The organism is Sulfitobacter sp. F26169L (assembly GCF_026410285.1).
Lineage (GTDB): Bacteria > Pseudomonadota > Alphaproteobacteria > Rhodobacterales > Rhodobacteraceae > Sulfitobacter.
This window is the reverse complement of record NZ_JAPMLP010000005.1, coordinates 99569-117499: the sequence shown is the minus strand read 5'-3', so window position 1 is coordinate 117499 and position 17931 is coordinate 99569. Positions and strand designations below refer to the sequence as shown.

At 56.2% G+C, this 17931-nt stretch carries 18 protein-coding genes; 7 read left to right on the top strand and 11 right to left on the bottom strand.

Features of this window, described 5'->3' with window-relative positions:
* Positions 1-34 precede the first annotated feature (34 nt).
* A complete protein-coding gene (deoD, locus tag OS189_RS12735) occupies positions 35-745 on the bottom strand; it encodes a purine-nucleoside phosphorylase (RefSeq protein WP_267167702.1) in 711 nt (236 codons plus the stop codon).
* Positions 746-885: 140 nt separating this feature from the next.
* Between deoD and OS189_RS12730 the strand changes: the two genes are divergently transcribed.
* A complete protein-coding gene (locus tag OS189_RS12730; RefSeq protein WP_267167701.1) occupies positions 886-1239 on the top strand; it encodes a hypothetical protein in 354 nt (117 codons plus the stop codon).
* A 58-nt stretch (positions 1240-1297) separates the two neighbouring features.
* Here OS189_RS12730 and OS189_RS12725 read toward each other — a convergent pair whose 3' ends face one another.
* From OS189_RS12725 to OS189_RS18650, 4 genes are all read right to left on the bottom strand, one after another.
* Positions 1298-1639 (bottom strand): H-NS histone family protein, encoded by a 342-nt coding sequence (locus OS189_RS12725; protein ID WP_267167700.1) that lies wholly within the window; start codon positions 1637-1639, stop codon positions 1298-1300.
* 81 nt (positions 1640-1720) lie between these two features.
* Positions 1721-3691: a protein meaA gene (locus OS189_RS12720; protein ID WP_267167699.1), complete on the bottom strand. Its 1971-nt coding sequence runs from the start codon at positions 3689-3691 to the stop codon at positions 1721-1723.
* Positions 3692-3791: 100 nt separating this feature from the next.
* Positions 3792-4028 (bottom strand): GNAT family N-acetyltransferase, encoded by a 237-nt coding sequence (locus OS189_RS18655; protein WP_323380228.1) that lies wholly within the window; start codon positions 4026-4028, stop codon positions 3792-3794.
* Positions 4029-4110: 82 nt separating this feature from the next.
* Complete coding sequence (locus tag OS189_RS18650; protein ID WP_323380227.1) at positions 4111-4380, bottom strand: hypothetical protein; 270 nt, start codon at positions 4378-4380, stop codon at positions 4111-4113.
* Positions 4381-4445: 65 nt separating this feature from the next.
* Here OS189_RS18650 and OS189_RS12710 point away from each other — a divergent pair, with 65 nt between their 5' ends.
* The 6 genes from OS189_RS12710 (at position 4446) to OS189_RS12685 (ending at position 11359) form a co-directional block, all read left to right on the top strand.
* Complete coding sequence (locus OS189_RS12710) at positions 4446-5855, top strand: 1-acyl-sn-glycerol-3-phosphate acyltransferase (RefSeq protein WP_267167698.1); 1410 nt, start codon at positions 4446-4448, stop codon at positions 5853-5855.
* 112 nt (positions 5856-5967) lie between these two features.
* Entirely contained in the window at positions 5968-7248 is a 1281-nt protein-coding gene (ccrA, locus tag OS189_RS12705; RefSeq protein WP_267167697.1) for a crotonyl-CoA carboxylase/reductase, read from the top strand.
* A gap of 372 nt (positions 7249-7620) precedes the next feature.
* The gene (locus OS189_RS12700; RefSeq protein ID WP_267167696.1) at positions 7621-8343 is read left to right on the top strand and encodes a helix-turn-helix transcriptional regulator; all 723 of its coding nucleotides are present in this window, start codon (positions 7621-7623) and stop codon (positions 8341-8343) included.
* Between the two features lie 107 nt (positions 8344-8450).
* Positions 8451-9086 carry an acyl-homoserine-lactone synthase gene (locus OS189_RS12695; RefSeq protein ID WP_267167695.1) on the top strand — a complete coding sequence of 212 codons (636 nt, stop codon included), beginning with the start codon at positions 8451-8453 and terminating at the stop codon, positions 9084-9086.
* A 42-nt stretch (positions 9087-9128) separates the two neighbouring features.
* Positions 9129-10664 carry an ATP-dependent DNA helicase gene (locus OS189_RS12690; RefSeq protein ID WP_267167694.1) on the top strand — a complete coding sequence of 512 codons (1536 nt, stop codon included), beginning with the start codon at positions 9129-9131 and terminating at the stop codon, positions 10662-10664.
* Positions 10661-11359 (top strand): SDR family oxidoreductase, encoded by a 699-nt coding sequence (locus tag OS189_RS12685; protein WP_267167693.1) that lies wholly within the window; start codon positions 10661-10663, stop codon positions 11357-11359. The genes OS189_RS12690 and OS189_RS12685 overlap by 4 nt, the downstream gene beginning before the upstream one ends.
* Here OS189_RS12685 and OS189_RS12680 read toward each other — a convergent pair.
* The 6 genes from OS189_RS12680 to OS189_RS12655 form a co-directional block, all read right to left on the bottom strand.
* Complete coding sequence (locus tag OS189_RS12680) at positions 11356-12117, bottom strand: TIGR02186 family protein (protein WP_267167692.1); 762 nt, start codon at positions 12115-12117, stop codon at positions 11356-11358. The two genes, OS189_RS12685 and OS189_RS12680, sit on opposite strands and share 4 nt — an antisense overlap.
* On the bottom strand, positions 12117-13028 hold the full coding sequence (locus OS189_RS12675) for a sulfite exporter TauE/SafE family protein (protein ID WP_267167691.1): 912 nt from the start codon (positions 13026-13028) through the stop codon (positions 12117-12119). Before OS189_RS12675 ends, OS189_RS12680 begins: the two co-directional genes overlap by 1 nt.
* 86 nt (positions 13029-13114) lie before the next feature.
* Positions 13115-14086 carry an ABC transporter permease gene (locus OS189_RS12670; protein ID WP_267167690.1) on the bottom strand — a complete coding sequence of 324 codons (972 nt, stop codon included), beginning with the start codon at positions 14084-14086 and terminating at the stop codon, positions 13115-13117.
* Between the two features lie 3 nt (positions 14087-14089).
* On the bottom strand, positions 14090-15184 hold the full coding sequence (locus OS189_RS12665) for an ABC transporter permease (RefSeq protein ID WP_267167689.1): 1095 nt from the start codon (positions 15182-15184) through the stop codon (positions 14090-14092).
* A 2-nt stretch (positions 15185-15186) separates the two neighbouring features.
* A complete protein-coding gene (locus OS189_RS12660) occupies positions 15187-16779 on the bottom strand; it encodes an ABC transporter ATP-binding protein (protein WP_267167688.1) in 1593 nt (530 codons plus the stop codon).
* A gap of 97 nt (positions 16780-16876) precedes the next feature.
* Positions 16877-17878, bottom strand: a complete 1002-nt coding sequence (locus tag OS189_RS12655) for a BMP family lipoprotein (protein ID WP_267167687.1) — start codon at positions 17876-17878, stop codon at positions 16877-16879.
* Positions 17879-17931 lie beyond the last annotated feature (53 nt).

Here is a 17931-nt window from a genome sequence, read left to right as displayed (position 1 = left end):
TTCGATAAACCCAAATCCCCCAGGTGTTCCGCGCTCAACCTTCGTTGAATGCCGCATGCAATGCAATTTCGACCATATCGCCGAAACTGCGCTCGCGCTCTTCTGATGGCAGGGCCTCGCCGGTTTGTAAGTGATCCGAGACCGTGAGCACGGCAAGCGCGCGCCGGCCATAGCGCGCGGCAAGCATATATAATTCCGCGGCTTCCATCTCGACGCCGAGAATACCGTGGCGGGTCATTTGTTCATCCAGATCCGGCCGCTCGGAATAAAACACATCTGATGAATAGATCCCGCCGACGTGGGTCTTTGTGCCTTTTGCCTCCGCGGCCTTTACTGCAGCGCTCAGCAGTCCCCAATCTGCACAGGGTGCGTAATTCAATTCGCGCATTATTCCCGAGGAGGGCGAGGTAATGGTGCTGGCGGTCATTGCGATAATCACATCGCGAATACCCACATGCGGCTGCATCCCGCCACACGATCCAATGCGGACCAATGTTTGCGCGTCATAAGTATTGATCAACTCGTTTGCGTAAATCGACAGCGATGGCATCCCCATGCCCGAACCCTGGATGGTCACACGGTGCCCGCGCCATGTGCCGGTGAACCCCAACATGCCGCGCACTTCATTGACCAGTTCGGCCCCCTCCAGAAATGTCTCGGCAGCCCAGCGTGCGCGATAGGGATCGCCGGGCATGAGGACGGTTTGTGCGATTTGATCAGGCGTGGCGCCAATATGAACGGTCATTTTTCCGGTTCCTTTTTGCGGATTCCTCCCAAGATGCCCACCCTGTACGGCGGGGGCAAGTTCCAATGGTGGAATTCCTTACTCGCGCAAGTGGCGCAAATATTATCTGGTCGGTGCGCAACCAATAGAAAGGTATTGTCATGCGTATAATGAGTTTGATTGCGACAGCAGGTCTGGCCTTGCTCGCGGCTTGTGACGTCAGCCATCCTGTCGCCGTTGTCGGGCCGGGCAACACGATTTTCAGAGGGTCGGCCAACGCCACGTTTCTGGAAGGAGGGTGGTTTCAGGCCACAAACGGCAACACATCCTGTCAGGGCCACTATCGCCCTGCCTCACAGAGCAAAACAATCACTTTTCCTGTTACTTGTTCAAACGGGCTGACAGGGGTGGGCACGGCCACCTATGAAACCCCGCGCGCAGGAGGTGGCGATATTTTGATGAGTGATGGCAAGCGCTGGAAGTTTATTTTCGGTCGCGCCGCTTTGGCTGTCTGATGCGACAGAGCGGGAATAGCGGGTTTTCGCCACTATTCCCGCTCTGGTGGAAAATGACCTAAATTTCCAGCGTGGCGGGGTCGATTCCTTCTTCAACCGCCGCGCGAAACCAATTCGGCTGGCGCCCTTTTCCGGTCCAAGTGCGCGTGGGGTCTGCGGGATCCGCGTACTTGGGCTTTGAGGGTTTCGCCGATTTCTTCGGTGCTTTCCCGCGTGCTTTTTTGGTCGGCGTGTCTTCGTCTAACTCGTTCAGCGAAAATCCGAATTCCGCTGCGGCACGCTCGGCAGCCTTGCGCGCATCGCGCCGGTCGCGTGTCTGCGCGGCGCTGAGAGCTTTTTTAACGTCCGACAAGAGCTTTTCGAGCTCTTTGCGGCTCATGCTTTTCAGGTCAATATTCATCGGGATGAACTCCTTAATTTTATAAGGAGCATTTATTGCAAACCAATGAGAATTACAGTCCTAATTTTTAAGCAGGCAAGTTTATTCCGCAGCAACCACTTCGGGGTCGGCAAGAATTACAATATCGGCCATGATTGTATTCAATTCGAAATCTTTCGGAGTGTAAACGCGTGCTACTCCCATAGCGAGAAGGCGCTTTGCATCCTCATCAGGGATAATACCGCCAACGATAACAGGTACAGAGCCGAGCCCTGCTTCGCGCATTTGGGACATCAAATCCTCGACGAGTGGAATATGCGACCCCGACAGGATCGACAGACCAACCACATGTGCCCCATCGTTCAGCGCGGCGGTGACAATTTCGGAAGGAGTCAGGCGGATGCCTTCATAGGCGATATCCATACCGCAATCGCGCGCGCGCACCGCAATTTGTTCAGCCCCGTTGGAATGGCCGTCGAGGCCTGGCTTGCCCACAAGGAATTTCAGGCGGCGGCCGAGGCGGTCGCTGACCGCATCTACAGACATCCGCAATTCGTCCAGACCTTCGGTTTTGTTTGAACGACCTTTACCTACACCTGTCGGGCCGCGGTATTCCCCATGAACGGCGCGCATCTGTTCAGCCCATTCACCCGTAGTCACACCGGCCTTGGCTGCCACGATAGAGGCAGGCATGATGTTGCGCCCTTCGGCAGCAGCAGCACGCAGGTCCTTGAGAGCGGCGTTTACTTCGCCTTCATTGCGCTGGGCGCGCCATGCATTCAGGCGGCCGATCTGCTCGGCCTCTGATTTGGGATCAACAACCATGATACCGCCATCGCCGGTCATCAGGGGTGATGGTTCGCCTTTCTGCCACTTGTTCACGCCGACCACAATTGTTTCGCCTGCCTCGATACGGCCCAGACGTTCGGCATTGCTGTCCACTAGGCGCGATTTCATATACTCGATTGAATCAATTGCGCCGCCCATGCTGTCCAGGTGCGCCAGTTCGGCGCGCGCGCCTTCTTTCAGCGCCTCAACCTTTGCGTCCACCGCAGGGTTGCCATCAAATAGATCGTCAAACTCCAACAGGTCGGTTTCGTAGGCCATGATCTGCTGCATCCGCATGGACCATTGCTGGTCCCACGGGCGCGGCAGGCCTAATGCCTCGTTCCACGCGGGCAACTGCACCGCGCGCGCACGGGCCTTTTTGCTCAGCGTCACGGCAAGCATTTCAATCAAAATGCGGTAAACGTTATTTTCCGGCTGCTGTTCCGTCAGCCCCAGCGAGTTTACCTGAACCCCATAGCGGAAGCGGCGGTATTTCGGATCGCTCACGCCGTAGCGCGTTTCACATATTTCGTCCCATAGATCGACAAAGGCGCGCATTTTGCACATCTCGGTGACAAACCGGATACCCGCATTCACAAAGAATGAAATACGACCGACAAGCGCGGGAAAGTCCTCTTCGGCCACGCGGGGGCGCAACTGGTCAAGCACGGCGGTGGCAGTGGCCAGCGCAAATGACAATTCCTGCTCGGGTGTCGCCCCCGCTTCTTGCAGGTGGTAGGAACACACGTTCATCGGGTTCCATTTGGGTACGTTGGTATAACAATACTCGGCCACGTCCGCGATCATCTTCAATGACGGGGCAGGGGGGCAGATATAGGTGCCGCGTGACAGATATTCCTTGATCAGATCGTTCTGCACCGTGCCTTGCAGCTTTGATACATCCGCGCCCTGTTCTTCCGCCACCGCGATATAAAGCGAAAGCAGCCAAGGGGCAGTTGCGTTGATCGTCATGGAGGTGTTCATCTGTTCCAGCGGAATCTGGTCGAACAAGGTACGCATGTCACCCAGATGCCCGACAGGCACACCAACCTTGCCCACTTCGCCGCGTGACAGGATGTGATCGCTGTCATACCCCGTCTGGGTTGGCAGATCGAAAGCAACGGAAAGTCCTGTCTGACCTTTCGCAAGGTTTCCACGATACAGCGCGTTCGATGCCTCTGCTGTGGAGTGCCCCGCATATGTGCGGATCAGCCAAGGGCGGTCTTTCTGTGGTGCATCTGTCATGGCGGGCCTCTCTGAATCGGTTTGGCAATATTCTTGCGTTAGAGGCTAGATATAAGAAACTTTCCGTAAGTGTCAATTCGCTGCGTTGCGGCATCCCGCATTATGCTGCCCATGTCATCGGCGTGGCACTATTAAACCTGAAAAGCAGCCGCATAGGTCCCAGATGCTGTGGTGATCCGGCAACAAACCCCTCACGACGATACAACGCCTGCGCGCGCGGATTGCTGTCAATTACATCGAGGCGGACCTTTGACAGCCCTTTTGCCCCCGCCTCTGTCTTGATCGCATTTATAAAGGGCGGTGCCAACACCGAGGCCGCGCGCGCTTGCGTCGACACATATGCCATCCATCAGCAGTGTATCTTCCGTCAGGTCACGCTCCAGCAGCGCCAGCAACGGACCTTTCCACAACGCGCCAAATCAGCCGTAGTGCTGCGCGATATCTTTCAGGCCACCCGCTGTCAGCGCGCCCTTTGCGGTCTTGTAACCCGCAACGCCTATCACGTTTTGATCAAGATCCCGCGCTATCAAGGCATAGGCCGGATCGATGATCTGACCAAAGAACGCCAGCGCGCGTTTATCCGGCCCCAGCAGGCGCCCCAGCTTTGCCGAAAACGCCTGCCAGTACAGGTATGCAACCTTAGCGCATTCTGAATCGGAAAAACCGGATGAAATGGTGAATTCTGGCATTTTGCGCCTCTGGTTGGATGAGTTAGATATTGTCCTTAGGGCCCAGCACTGCAAGGGTATGCGCCATGACGCAGACCGTGCAGCTTCCTCTCTGGCTATTTGTCCTGATCCTGCTGTTTGCGGCAGTAACAGCGCTGAGCCATCTTTTGCTGCCTTCTGTGCGCTGGTTTTTCCGCCGTCGTTTCGAAAAAGCTGTGGCGCGACTGAACACGCGGCTTAAGCGGCCGATTCAGCCTTTCAAGCTCGCGCGCCGCTATGACATGATCCAGCGGTTGATTTATGACCCCGAAGTGTCGCGCGAGATTGCCGAATACGCGGTAAAGAATAACGTTCCCGAAAATGTGGCATTCCAGAAGGCGCAGGAATATGCGCGCGAAATCGTGCCCAGCTTTTCGGCATTTGCCTATTTCAGCTTTGCCATGCGGGTGGCCAAGGTGTTGGCAGAATCCATTTACCGTGTCCGCACCGCGCCGCAAAACGATGTGGTGTTCGGTGCAATACCCGAAGATGCCACAGCAGTGTTTGTGATGAACCACCGCAGCAATATGGACTATGTGCTGGTAACCTATCTGGCGTCGAAAACATCTACCCTCAGCTATGCAGTGGGTGAGTGGGCGCGGGTGTGGCCGCTGTCATCGCTGATACGTTTGTGGGGAGCGTATTTCATCCGGCGCCGGTCCCGCGGTGGATTGTATCGAAAGGTACTGTCGCGTTATGTGCAGATGGCAACGCTGGGCGGTGACACACAGGCGTTTTACCCCGAGGGCGGGCTGAGCCTGACAGGCCGGTTGCAGCCGCCGAAAGTGGGGTTGCTGAGTTATCTGGTTGACGGGTTTGACCCAGACGGGCCGCGCGATATCGTGTTTGTTCCAGTGGCAATCAATTACGACCGCGTTCTGGAAGACCGTGTGCTGATGGCAGCCCATGCGCGCGGTGATCGCCGGTTTGGTGCGCGGGTGTCTGTGGTGGTGGCGTTTGTCTTCCGCAAATTCTGGCAGCGTTTGCGTGGCCACGATACGCGATTTGGCACCGCCGCCGTGGCTTTTGGCGATCCGATCAGCCTGCGTGGATTGGAACCGGTCGACAGCATAAACGATCTATCCATTGAATTGATGAGCCGGATAGAGGCCGTTATGCCCGTGTTGGGCGTCCCCTTGGTCGCAACTGCTTTACAAAACAACGGACCGCTCGGCGTGATGGAGCTCGAAGCGCAGGTGGCGCAACTGCTGAAGCAGGTGCCGCAAAACAGCATTGCCGTGAACGAAGCAGAATTGTCGGGCGAAGTGGCGCGCGCCTGTCGCCATATGCAGCAGCACGGGTTGATTACCCAACATGACGGGGACTGGAGCGTAAACGCGGGGCAGGAAATTGCTGTCAGATTTTACGCCAACTCCATTGCGCATTATCTGTCAAAGTCGGATATTTCATCGAATGCTGCGTCTGCAAAGGAAATTTCTGCAACTGCTGGGTCATAAAGTTACAAATTTGACCCCCTAGAGGTTGCAATATTTCGCAGCGCGACTTAATCACTCTTTAGAACGCCGCGATTCTGCACTGCGGCACATATCAACCCCGCAGGAGAGCGACATGGCACTGGACACAACGATCGCACAATATGAGGCCCCGGAGAAAGACCTCTATGAAATGGGTGAAATCCCCCCGATGGGCTATGTGCCCAAGCAGATGTATTCATGGGCGATCCGCCGCGAACGTCACGGCAAGCCGAACACCGCGATGGTGGAAGAAGTTGTAGATGTACCCGAACTGGACAGTCAGGATGTGCTGGTTCTGGTGATGGCCGCTGGTGTGAACTATAACGGCGTCTGGGCCTCGCTCGGCGAACCGATCAGCCCGTTTGACGGCCACAAGCAGCCCTACCACATTGCAGGCTCCGATGCTTCGGGCATCGTCTGGGCCGTGGGCGACAAGGTAAAACGCTGGAAGGTCGGCGACGAGGTTGTGATTCACTGCAATCAGGATGACGGCGACGACGAAGAGTGCAACGGCGGCGATCCGATGTATTCCCCGACACAGCGCATCTGGGGCTATGAAACGCCCGACGGTTCGTTTGCACAGTTCACGCGTGTACAAAGCCAGCAGTTGATGCCGCGCCCCAAGCACCTGACATGGGAAGAAAGCGCTTGCTACACGCTGACGCTGGCAACCGCCTACCGGATGCTGTTCGGCCACGAGCCGCACGATCTGAAGCCTGGCCAGAACGTACTGGTCTGGGGGGCGTCCGGTGGTCTTGGATCATACGCGATCCAGTTGATCAATACGGCAGGGGCCAACGCGATTGGTGTTATTTCGGATGAAAGCAAACGCCAGTTTGTGCTGGATCTGGGCGCCAAGGGCGTTCTGAACCGCAAGGACTTCAACTGCTGGGGCCAGTTGCCGAAAGTGGGCAGTGACGAATACGCGGATTGGTTTAAAGAAACCCGCAAATTCGGTAAGGCGATCTGGGACATCACCGGCAAGGGTGTCAACGTCGACATGGTGTTCGAACACCCCGGCGAGGCAACTTTCCCCGTCTCCACCTTTGTGGTGAAAAAGGGCGGTATGGTCGTGATCTGTGCCGGCACCAGCGGTTTCAACCTGACGTTTGATGTACGCTATATGTGGATGCACCAGAAACGCTTGCAGGGCTCGCACTTTGCCCATCTCAAGCAGGCTTCGGCAGCGAATAAACTGATGATGGAGCGCCGTCTGGACCCGTGCATGTCGGAAGTTTTTGCATGGAACGACCTGCCCGAAGCGCACATGAAAATGCTGCGTAACGAACATAAGCCGGGCAATATGTCGGTGCTGGTTCAAGCGCCCAAGACAGGGTTGCGCACATTGGAAGACGCATTGGACGCAGGAAAGTAAGCGCCAGTTACCTTCAGCCAAGACCACAAACGCCCCGCGAATCGTTCAGCGACTCGCGGGGCGTTTACGCTTTTGAAACCAATTCAATGCGATCAATAAGTTGGAACAGACTCCCTCGCTATTTCTGGGGAGTGGAAATACGTGAATATTTGGAGGGAAATAACTCGTGTTATAGTTGTGTTAACTATTTGTTAACTATTTGGGGAGGAGACTCTGAAGTGCAAAGTGACTGGATTATTGACGTTCTTGCCGATTTGCGTAGTTTTGCCGAAGCGAACGATTTACCGATATTGGCGGAACAGCTCGACGATACTGCTTTAATAGCGATGGCCGAATTCGCCGCAAGGAATGAGAGGTCTGCGAAACGCGGACATGTTGGAGACAGAAACAACACTGGAGCGCATCCTCTCCGAGCTGGAGCAGGCGGACTCGCTTGACGGCATGCAAAGCGTCTCTGAGGCGCTGAGAGACTATTACGACGTTGATCATCTGGTTTATCACTGGGTCGATTCCCGTGGGGATCAATACGGGTGTGGAACCTATTCCGAAGAATGGCAAAACAAATACGTTGCTGAAAACTATCTGCGAATCGATCCGGTTGTTCAGGGATGTTACCGGCGGTTTCATCCGGTTGATTGGAAGCGGCTTGATTGGTCAAGTAAGGCCGCACGCGAATTTCTAAGAGTTTCGGCAGAGTACGGTGTCGGGAATCAGGGTATTTCCATACCCATCCGCGGACCGAACGGCCAATTTGCGATGTTCACTGTCAACACCAGCTGCGATGATGACACATGGGAACGGTTCAGCGAAGAAAACCGCCGCGACCTCATTCTTATTGCCCATTATTTCAACGAAAAAGCGCTGGAGTTCGAACCTGAGCGCCAGCCGGAACAGTCGCAATCACTTTCCCCGCGTGAAGTGGACGCAATGACCTTGCTGGCAATAGGATACAGCCGCGCGCAGGTTGCGAACTCCCTTTCGATCTCTGAACACACACTGCGCGTTTATATCGAAAGCGCACGTTTCAAGCTGGGCGCGTTAAACACAACCCACGCTGTGGCCCGCGCGATGAGCCGTGGATTGATTGTGATCTGACCGGCAGCAAAGCGCTGTCGGTTACATAAATCACTGGTTGATTCAGCCTTCGTTAACTAATTCTCCGTTAACCTTTGTACACATCAAATGCTTCTGGGGAACAAAATATGCTACGCTATATCTACGCTGATCAACTTGGAAATTACCCGCGCTTGGCGAACGAAATGTTCACGCACCGGGCTGACCAGTTTCGTACGCGCCTTGGTTGGGATGTATCCGTCGATGCACGCGGCCATGAACGGGATGAATATGACGATCTTAATCCGCTCTATGTGATTTGGGAAACTGCCGAAGGCGGGCATGGCGGATCGACCCGCTTTTTGCCCACAACGGGACCGGTCATGGTTAACGATCATTTCAGTCACCTGACATCCTCGCCGATCCGCAGCCCCAACATTTGGGAGTGCACGCGATTTTGCATGGCACCGGGACAGGGGGCAAACGTTGCTGCCGCGCTGATGCTCGGCGGAGGAGAATTGATGAACGGATTCGACGTTCGCCACTTCGTCGGCGTCTTTGATGCCCGTATGGTGCGGATTTACAGCCGAGTCGGATCGTCGCCCGAGGTACTGGGCAGTATCGGCGAAGGTCGCGAACAGATCAGTGTGGGGCTTTGGGAATTCCAGAAAGAAGCACAACTGCGGGTCGCGCAGCGCGCAGGAATATCGCCTGAAATCAGCAAAGCATGGTTTGAACGCGCATTTGGCCTGAAACTGGCAATGGAATTTGCCGCAACTGCCTGAACGGTACTGGTCCCCGTGCGGTCATGGGCATAGTGTCTGCCCATGACCACAGAACTCACCTACTCCGATGATCAGGCCGCCGCCCATGATGCCGTTTCAGCAATGCTGCAAGCGGCGGGGATTAGTCTGGATGATGCCCTGCTGAAGCCACCGAAAGGGGGCAAGCCACAGGTGATGGCCGTGACGGGCAAGGCGGGTTCTGGTAAAACGCTGTTGCTGGCCGAACTCTACCGCGCGCTTGAACAGGCCGGTGTCGAGATTGTGTCGGGCGATTATGAAAGTAAAAAGCGCAAGGATAAGCGTACACTTGCGATTCTTGCGCCGACCAACAAAGCTGCCAGCGTGTTGCGCTTGCGCGGTGTGCCAGCGACGACTATCCACCGCATCCTGTACACGCCGGTTTATGATCCTGAATACGAGCGGATCGCAGAATGGCTTGCCGGCAGTGGCGAGCGGCCCGAAATCGAGGGTATTACAGAGCTCGCACTGGATCGGGCAGCAGCCTTTTACGAAAATAATAAATCCATTCCGGGCGCGCTGGCAGCTGCGGGTCTGCGTGGCAGTGATTTCATCACCGGCTGGAAGCGGCGGGAAGAACCGCTGGACATCGGCTTTGTTGATGAATCCTCAATGCTGGATGACAAGCAGTTTGACGACCTCAAAGAGATTTTCCCTACCCTCCTGCTGTTCGGTGATCCGGCACAGCTGGCCCCGGTGGGGCAATCGGGGACCATGGTTTTTGAAAAATTGCCGGAAAAACAGGTTCTGAATCTGAACCGAATTTTCAGGCAGGAAGCAGACAACCCTATTCTCGATCTGGCCCATGCGCTTGCCGACCCCGACATCGGGTTCGAACAGTTCGAGCGGATGGTCGAGGATGCGTCCAGACGTGATGAACGTGTGGTATGGGGCCAGCGGGTAGAAGTGGACCTGATGGCGCGTTCTCCGGTTCTGGTCTGGCGCAACGCCACGCGCATTCGTCTTATCAACGCCTTTCGCCGCGTCCACGGCGCGCCCGAGGATGCGTTGATCGAGGGGGAGCCCCTGATTTGTGACGGGATCGAACTGCCGTTGAAGCACCGCAAAAAGCGGCTGGACCTGGAGGCACGCGGCCTGATCAAAGGGGCGCAAGTGATCTATCTCGGGGCAGGCCGCAAGCCGGGGTTTTCGCGGTTACATGTGATGGGTGCAGAAGATCCGCAAGTCAGCGCAGCGAGCATCGTGAAAATCGAAAAACCGGACGAGGAAGAGCCGTTTATTCCCTTCGCAGCGCGCATGGGAGCAACGTTTCTGCACGGCGCTGCTGTGACAATCCACAAGGCGCAGGGCAGTCAGTGGAACACCGTTCAGGTATTTGCACCCGATCTCTACGCCGCTGCGCGGATGGGGCGGATGGAGGCAGGGCAGCCCTTGTGGAAACGTCTGGCCTATGTTGCTATCACCCGCGCGCAGGACAGGCTGATCTGGGTGGTGCGCAATCGCCTTGCAACGCCGTCCTATGCGCTGAATGTTGATGATTTGCGCGCAGCACCGGCGGCAAAGCTGACGTTGGACAGTATTCAGGAGGATATTGAATGAAATCGGCAATAATTACGGGCGCCAGTTCCGGCATCGGGCGCGCAACTGCTGAGACGTTTTTAGAGAATGGCTGGCGTGTGGGGTTGATCGCACGGCGGGAATCCATGTTGCAGGAGGTGGCTCAAGGCTGTGACAATGCGGTGATCCTGCCCGCCGATGTGACGGATGGCAACGCCATGGCATCGGCGTTCGAGCAGTTTGGCGAGGTGGATGTGCTGTTTAACAATGCTGGCATGTTCGGCCCCTCTGCTCCGATTGACGAAGTGGCACTGGATGACTGGCTTCAGGTGCTGGGTGTAAACCTGAACGGAATGTTCATCGCTGCGCGATTGGCCTTTGGCGCAATGCGGGCGCACGGGCGCGGTGGGCGGATTATAAACAACGGCTCTATCTCGGCACATTCGCCGCGTGAGAATTCTGTTTGTTATACAACAACCAAACACGCCATCACAGGCCTGACCAAATCACTGGCAGTAGACGGGCGCCCGTTTGATATCACGGCGGGGCAGATTGATATCGGTAACGCGGAAAGCGCTATTGTAACCGATCTAAAGGCGGCTAACCCCGACATGCACACGATGGACGTAAAGAACGCAGCTGCATCGGTGCTGCACATGGCGCAATTGCCAGCCGAAGCCAACATTCCCTTTATGACGATCATGGCGACGAAAATGCCGTATCTGGGACGGGGTTAGCGACGCAAAAGGCCAAACACGGCAGATGCGCCCCAGCCCGCCGCAATGGCGATGGCAAGGGACATCAGGCCATAGAAAAACGACTGTTCGCGGCTAAGCACAAACAGCCACCGTTCCAAACCGACCTTGCGCACGTAAATGCTGGTTTCGTACTGCGAAACGACTTGCCCGCCACGTGTCAGGAAAATACGCGTTTGATAGTCGCCCTCGGTCAGGGCCGCAGGCAGCTTGATTGAAGTGCGAAACAGGGTTTGCTCGTCAACGCTGACGGTCTGTTCGTTCAACTGGTATTGGTTCGATCTTGACTTGATACGGATAAGGGCCTCTGTGAAGGTCGCGCTGTTTTCGATAGTATCCGGTGCGCCGACAGAGCGGATGGCACGTGGGATCGAAATACTGTGGCGCACATCTTCTGTGGCACTCAGGGCCTGTCTCATCGGGGAACTGGTGGAGATGGCGTAGAAGCTGGGCGCGCGGTCGATTTCGACAGCATCTGTATTTACCCAGATGCCGAAACGCTTTTCCTTGCGGCGCACTGTTTTCGTCTCTGACGGGCCTGCGACGGTCACGATCACCTCAAGCGGCGGGTCGCTGGGGGCAGGGCCGTCGCGTTTGACAGCGCCAAAGATCAGGATTTCCGAACCGTCAAAGTTTGTGTTGATGGAAACGGTATCGCTGCTCAGTCCCAGAACCACTTCTTCGGCAAGGGTTGGCAGGGCGGAAAAGCCAATCGCCAGTGCGAATATTAACGCGCGCATCAGTGGCCCCCCGCAGCGATCGAGTAAAGCTCGGCAGGCTGCAATAGCAATTCAAGTGCCAGCTTGCCACACACAACCAGCACCATCATCGCCAGAAGGATACGCAGCTGTTCTGCTTTCATCTTCACGCCGATCCGTGTGCCGATCTGGGCACCGATCACACCGCCAACCAGCAACAGCACCGCCAGCACAATATCGACGGTAAAGTTTGTCGTCGCATGCAGCATGGTTGTGAACGCGGTCACGAAAATAATCTGGAACAGGGACGTGCCAACAACCACCTTGGTGGGCATACCAAGCAGATAGATCATGGCAGGCACCATAATAAACCCGCCACCAACACCCATGATCGCGGCCAGAATGCCAACAGACACACCGACAATCAGCGGCGGGATGACTGAAATATAAAGGCCCGAAACACGAAACCGCATTTTGAACGGTAATCCGTGAATCCAGTTGTGTTTTTTGCGCGGTGGGGCTTTGCCCTTTTTGACGTTGCGGATGGCGCGCAGGCTTTCGAAGAACATCAAACCGCCGATGACGCCAAGGAAGACAACATAGCAAAGCTTGACCAGCAGATCTACCTGACCCTGCGCCTTCAGGTAGTTGAACACCATCACACCAAGGGCAGCGCCGATCAGCCCCCCGATCAGCAGCACGGTGCCCATCCTGAGATCAACCGTCTTTCGTTTGAAATGCGCCAGCACACCCGAGAATGAAGACGCAACGATCTGGTTTGCCTCTGTGGCAACGGCAACTGCTGGCGGGATGCCGATAAAGAACAACAGCGGCGTCATCAAAAAGCCGCCGCCAACCCCGAACATCCCCGACAATATGCCCACAATTCCACCCAGCCCCAGTAGCAGGAAAGCGTTAACCGATACTTCGGCAATGGGCAGATATATTTGCATGATGTTCCTTAGGGGTGGGGCGTCTCGAAATCAATGTTTTATAGTATCAAACCGCTGGCCGGAGCTAAACCCCGACCATTCCGGCGTTAGCGTTCCTTGACATACGGCTCTCCTCCGGCGCGGGGCGGGATCGCTTTGCCGACAAATCCGGCCAGAATGATAACAGTCATCACATAGGGCAGCGCAGACAGAAGCTGGCCCTGCACCTTCATGCCGATCAGCGATTCAATCACATCGGGGCGCGTTTCCAAGGCACCGAACAGCCCGAACAGCAGCGTCGCATAAAGCGCGTGCCAAGGCCGCCACTTGGCGAAAATCAGCGCCGCAAGCGCGATAAATCCACGTCCCGCGGCCATGTCCTTTACAAACCCGGCCTGCAAGGCCGTGCTCAGGTATGCGCCCGCGATGCCGCACAAGACTCCGCATATTCCGACAGCGGCAAACCGCAGGCCCACAACGGATACGCCTGCCGTATCGACAGCCGCAGGGTTTTCACCCACTGCCCGCAGGCGCAGGCCGAAGCGGGTGCGAAACAGCAACCACCACGTCAGCGGTACAGCGGCAAAGGCCATGTAAACAAGGATCGAATGGCCCGATATCAACTCGAAATAGAGCGGGCCGATGATTGGCACATCTTGCATTGCCTCGGCGAAGGGCAGGTTGATCGGCTCGAACCGTGCTTTTCCGATCAGCGAGGGGGTGCGCCCGCCTTGTTTGAACCACGCTTGTGCAACCAGCACTGTCATGCCGGCAGCCAGAAAATTAATCGCCACGCCGGAAATCAATTGGTTGCCGCGAAAGGTGATGGAGGCAATGCCGTGAATCGCGCTGAGAACAAGTGACGCGGCAATCCCTGCGGCCAGACCAACCCAGACCGAACCGGTCATCGCGGCAATCGCGGCAGAGAAAAACGCGGCGGCCAGCATCTTGCCCTCCAGCCCGATATCGAAAATACCCGCCCGTTCCGAATACAGCCCGGCAAGACAGGCCAGCAGCAGCGGCGTTGCCAGACGCACGGTAGAATCCAGCAACTGGATCAGGGTGAGATACATATCCATGGCTCAGGCCCCCTTCTTGCGCAGCGCAAGGAAAATACGCTCCAGCGGCATCCGGACCATGTTGTCCAGCGCACCGGTAAACAGGATTACCAGCGCTTGAATAACAACAATCAGTTCGCGGGGAATAGCGGTCCACAACGCAAGCTCTGCACCACCCTGATACAAAAAGCCGAACAGGATCGCAGCGATAAAAACACCGAAAGGGTGCGAACGGCCCATCAGCGCAACGGCGATCCCGATAAAACCCGCCCCCTCGACCGAGTTGAGTACCAGACGCTCGGCCTCACCCATGACGTTGTTGATCGCCATCATGCCCGCAAGCGCCCCTGATATCATCATCGTGACCATAATGATTTTGAACGGCGGCATCCCTGCGTATCTGGCTGCCGACTCTGAACTGCCGAAAGAGCGGATTTCATAGCCCAGCCGCGTGCGCCATATCAAAAACCACAAAAATACGCAGGCCGCGATTGCAACCAGCAGTGATACGTTGGCAGGGGCGGATTTAGAAAACTCGATGCCGACGGGGGCCAGCATATCATGCAGCGTGGGCAATTGTACCGTTTCGGGAAACCGCGCCGAGGCAGGATCCATCGACCCTTTCGGTCGCATTTTATTGACCAGAACATAATTGAGCAGCGAAGCGGCGATGAAATTGAACATGATGGTGGTGATAACAATATGGCTGCCGCGTTTTGCCTGTAGCCATGCGGGTATTGTGGCCCACGCCGCACCGAACAGTCCCGCAGCAATTGCAGCGCCAACCAACGCAACCGACCAGTGCGGCCACGGAATGTACAGACACGCCAACGCCACGCCCAAGCCCCCAAGCGCTGCCTGACCCTCGCCACCGATGTTGAACAGCCGCGCATGAAACGCGATTGCAACCGCCAGCCCTGTGAACATGAAATTCGTCGCGTAATAAAGCGTATAGCCCCAGCCATAGCTGGACCCGAGCGCCCCGGTGATCATAAGCTTGACCGCCGCAACCGGATCTTCGCCTATTGCAAGGATCACCAGCGCGGAGATGATAGTCGCCAGCACCAACGAGATGAGCGGCACAAGGATCACTTCGGCCCATTTTGGCATCACATCCATTGCTACGCTCCCTGATCGCCGCCAGCGAAAGACAGGTTCTGCTGAACCTCTTCCACGCTGTGCGGCTTGTCTGTATCTGTAATCCCGGCCATCAAGAGGCCGAGTTCTTTTTCGTCGGTCTGATCGGGCAGGCGTTCGCCCATGATATGCCCGTCAAACATCACGGCAATCCGGTCGCTTAGCGCCATGATTTCGTCAAGCTCCACACTGACCAGCAGCACGGCTTTGCCTTTGTCCCGCAGGGCGATGATCTGCTCGTGGATGAATTCGATGGCGCCAATATCAACGCCGCGGGTCGGTTGGCCGATCAGAAGCAGATCCGGGTTACGCTCGATCTCGCGGGCGAGCACGATTTTCTGCTGGTTCCCGCCGGAAAAATTCTTGGCAGCAAGCTTTGGGTTCGGGGGGCGTACGTCAAAGCGCTCCATCTTGCCTTCGGCGTCTTCGCGGATGGCGGCGTTGTTCATCAGAATACCGGATCGGTAGGCGGCGTCGTTGTGATACCCGAAGGCGACATTTTCCCAAGCGGCAAAATCCATGATCAGCCCCTCGCGCTGGCGGTCTTCTGGTACATGTGCGATGCCGCGCGCGCGGCGCGATTGTCCGTCCGAATTTTTTCCTGTAAGATCAAGGGATTGACCGTTAACCGTGATGCTGCCTGTACCATCGGCATAGCCGCCAAGAACCTCAAGCAGTTCGGACTGGCCGTTCCCTGCCACCCCTGCAATTCCCACAACTTCGCCTGCACGCACCTGCAGATCGATGCCTTTCAGACGTTCGACCCCTTTTTCGTCACGCACATGCAGGTTCTTGATATCCAGAACCACCTCTCCCGGTTTTGCGGGCTGCTTGTCCACGCGCAACAACACCTTGCGCCCGACCATCAGTTCAGCCAACTCAGCCGGTGAGGTTTCCGATGTCTTGACGGTTGCAGTCATTTCACCACGGCGCATCACGCTGACTGTGTCTGTGGTGTCCATGATTTCGCGCAGTTTGTGAGTGATCAGAATGATCGTTTTGCCTTCTTCCCGCAGGCGGTCAAGGATGCGGAAAAGCTGGTCTGCTTCGGCGGGGGTTAGCACGCCTGTCGGCTCGTCGAGAATAAGGATGTCGGCCTGCCGGTATAGCGCCTTGAGGATTTCCACACGCTGCTGCATCCCTACGCCGATATCCTGTATCAGCGCATCCGGCTCTACGTGCAGCCCGTAATCTTCGGCCAGCTCAATCAGGCTGCGCCGTGCCTTGGCGATAGAGGGTTTCAAGAAACGCCCGTCTTCGGCACCCAGAATAATGTTTTCAAGTACGGTAAAATTTTCGACCAGTTTGAAGTGCTGGAACACCATGCCGATGCCCGCTGCAATCGCTGCCTGACTGTCGGGGATATGCGCCTTTTTACCTTTGATGAATATCTCGCCCTTATCGGCTTTGTAAAAGCCGTAAAGGATAGACATGAGCGTTGATTTCCCCGCTCCATTTTCGCCGATAATTCCGTGAATTGTACCTGGCATCACGCGGATCGAGATGTCCTTGTTGGCCTGAACAGGTCCGAAAGATTTGGAAATACCTTTAAGCTCGATGGCGGGGGGGGCTGTCATGCAATCTGTCCTAAATCATGGGGGACGGCAAAGTGTAATACGACGGGGCCGCGCTGAGGTGTCAACGCGGCCCCGAGGTCCCGTTTAGTAGGGATGCTTAAAAGTCCAGCGCGGGGCAGGTGTCATTTGTGTAGTAGCTGACAACTTCGGTTTCACCGTTAATGATGCTTTCGCGTGCTTTCGCCACGGCTTCTTTCATCTCGTCGGTGATCAGCGCTGCGTTATGCTCGTCCATGGCAACAGAAACACCGTCTTCCGCCAGACCGAGGCTGACGACGCTGCCAGTTTCCAGCGCTTCACCGGCTTTCATCGCGTCATACACCGCAACGTCGACGCGCTTCATCATGGATGTCAGCACTTTACCGGGGTGCAGGTGGTTCTGGTTGCTGTCCACACCGATAGACAGGATGCCTTCATCAGCGGCGGTTTGCAGCACACCAACACCTGTGCCGCCAGCGGCTGCATATACTACGTCAGCGCCCTGGCTGATTTGTGCTTTGGTGATTTCAGAACCCTTTACAGGGTCGTTCCATGCGGAGGGCGTTGTGCCGGTCATGTTGGCGACGATCTTTGCGTCAGGGTTCACAGCCTTGACGCCTTGCGCATAGCCGCAACCAAAGTGACGGATCAGCGGCACGTCCATGCCTCCCACGAAACCGACGGTGCCGGATTTAGATGCCATCGCTGCCATCATACCAACAAGGTACGATCCTTCATGCTCCGCAAAGCCAACCTGACGTACGTTGGGCTGGTCGAGCCATGTAACGTCGATCACTGCAAATTTCGTGTCCGGATAATCAGGTGCCACGGATGTCAGCGGGTCGGCCATGCCGAACCCCATGGTAATGATCGGGTTTGCGCCAGCTTCTGCAAAACGGCGCAGGGCCTGTTCGCGCTGTGCTTCTGATTGCAGTTCGATCTCGCGGAACGTGCCGCCTGTTTCTTCTGCCCAGCGTGTCGCGCCGGCAAACGCCGCTTCGTTAAACGATTTATCGAACTTGCCGCCCAGATCAAAGATCAGTGCAGGTTCGGCCAGTGCAGCACCTGCACACAGCGCTGTGGCGGCAGTTGCGCCGAGGAATTTTGTGATGAGGGTCATGTGTCTCTCCCAGGTTTTTGTTTTGGGGCAGTAAGCTTGCCCGATATCGCGCG

Excerpts from the sequence above, each read along its gene's own strand:
- OS189_RS12690 (WP_267167694.1), top strand. The coding sequence starts at position 9,129 with ATGACCACAGAACTCACCTACTCCGATGATCAGGCCGCCGCCCATGAT.
- OS189_RS12660 (WP_267167688.1), bottom strand. The coding sequence starts at position 16,779 with ATGACAGCCCCCCCCGCCATCGAGCTTAAAGGTATTTCCAAATCTTTC.
- OS189_RS12655 (WP_267167687.1), bottom strand. The coding sequence starts at position 17,878 with ATGACCCTCATCACAAAATTCCTCGGCGCAACTGCCGCCACAGCGCTG.
- OS189_RS12680 (WP_267167692.1), bottom strand. The coding sequence starts at position 12,117 with ATGCGCGCGTTAATATTCGCACTGGCGATTGGCTTTTCCGCCCTGCCA.
- OS189_RS12670 (WP_267167690.1), bottom strand. The coding sequence starts at position 14,086 with ATGGATATGTATCTCACCCTGATCCAGTTGCTGGATTCTACCGTGCGT.
- OS189_RS12675 (WP_267167691.1), bottom strand. The coding sequence starts at position 13,028 with ATGCAAATATATCTGCCCATTGCCGAAGTATCGGTTAACGCTTTCCTG.
- deoD (WP_267167702.1), bottom strand. The coding sequence starts at position 745 with ATGACCGTTCATATTGGCGCCACGCCTGATCAAATCGCACAAACCGTC.
- OS189_RS12710 (WP_267167698.1), top strand. The coding sequence starts at position 4,446 with ATGACGCAGACCGTGCAGCTTCCTCTCTGGCTATTTGTCCTGATCCTG.
- OS189_RS12700 (WP_267167696.1), top strand. The coding sequence starts at position 7,621 with ATGTTGGAGACAGAAACAACACTGGAGCGCATCCTCTCCGAGCTGGAG.
- OS189_RS12725 (WP_267167700.1), bottom strand. The coding sequence starts at position 1,639 with ATGAATATTGACCTGAAAAGCATGAGCCGCAAAGAGCTCGAAAAGCTC.
- OS189_RS12730 (WP_267167701.1), top strand. The coding sequence starts at position 886 with ATGCGTATAATGAGTTTGATTGCGACAGCAGGTCTGGCCTTGCTCGCG.
- OS189_RS12665 (WP_267167689.1), bottom strand. The coding sequence starts at position 15,184 with ATGGATGTGATGCCAAAATGGGCCGAAGTGATCCTTGTGCCGCTCATC.
- OS189_RS18650 (WP_323380227.1), bottom strand. The coding sequence starts at position 4,380 with ATGCCAGAATTCACCATTTCATCCGGTTTTTCCGATTCAGAATGCGCT.
- OS189_RS12720 (WP_267167699.1), bottom strand. The coding sequence starts at position 3,691 with ATGACAGATGCACCACAGAAAGACCGCCCTTGGCTGATCCGCACATAT.
- OS189_RS12695 (WP_267167695.1), top strand. The coding sequence starts at position 8,451 with ATGCTACGCTATATCTACGCTGATCAACTTGGAAATTACCCGCGCTTG.
- OS189_RS12685 (WP_267167693.1), top strand. The coding sequence starts at position 10,661 with ATGAAATCGGCAATAATTACGGGCGCCAGTTCCGGCATCGGGCGCGCA.
- ccrA (WP_267167697.1), top strand. The coding sequence starts at position 5,968 with ATGGCACTGGACACAACGATCGCACAATATGAGGCCCCGGAGAAAGAC.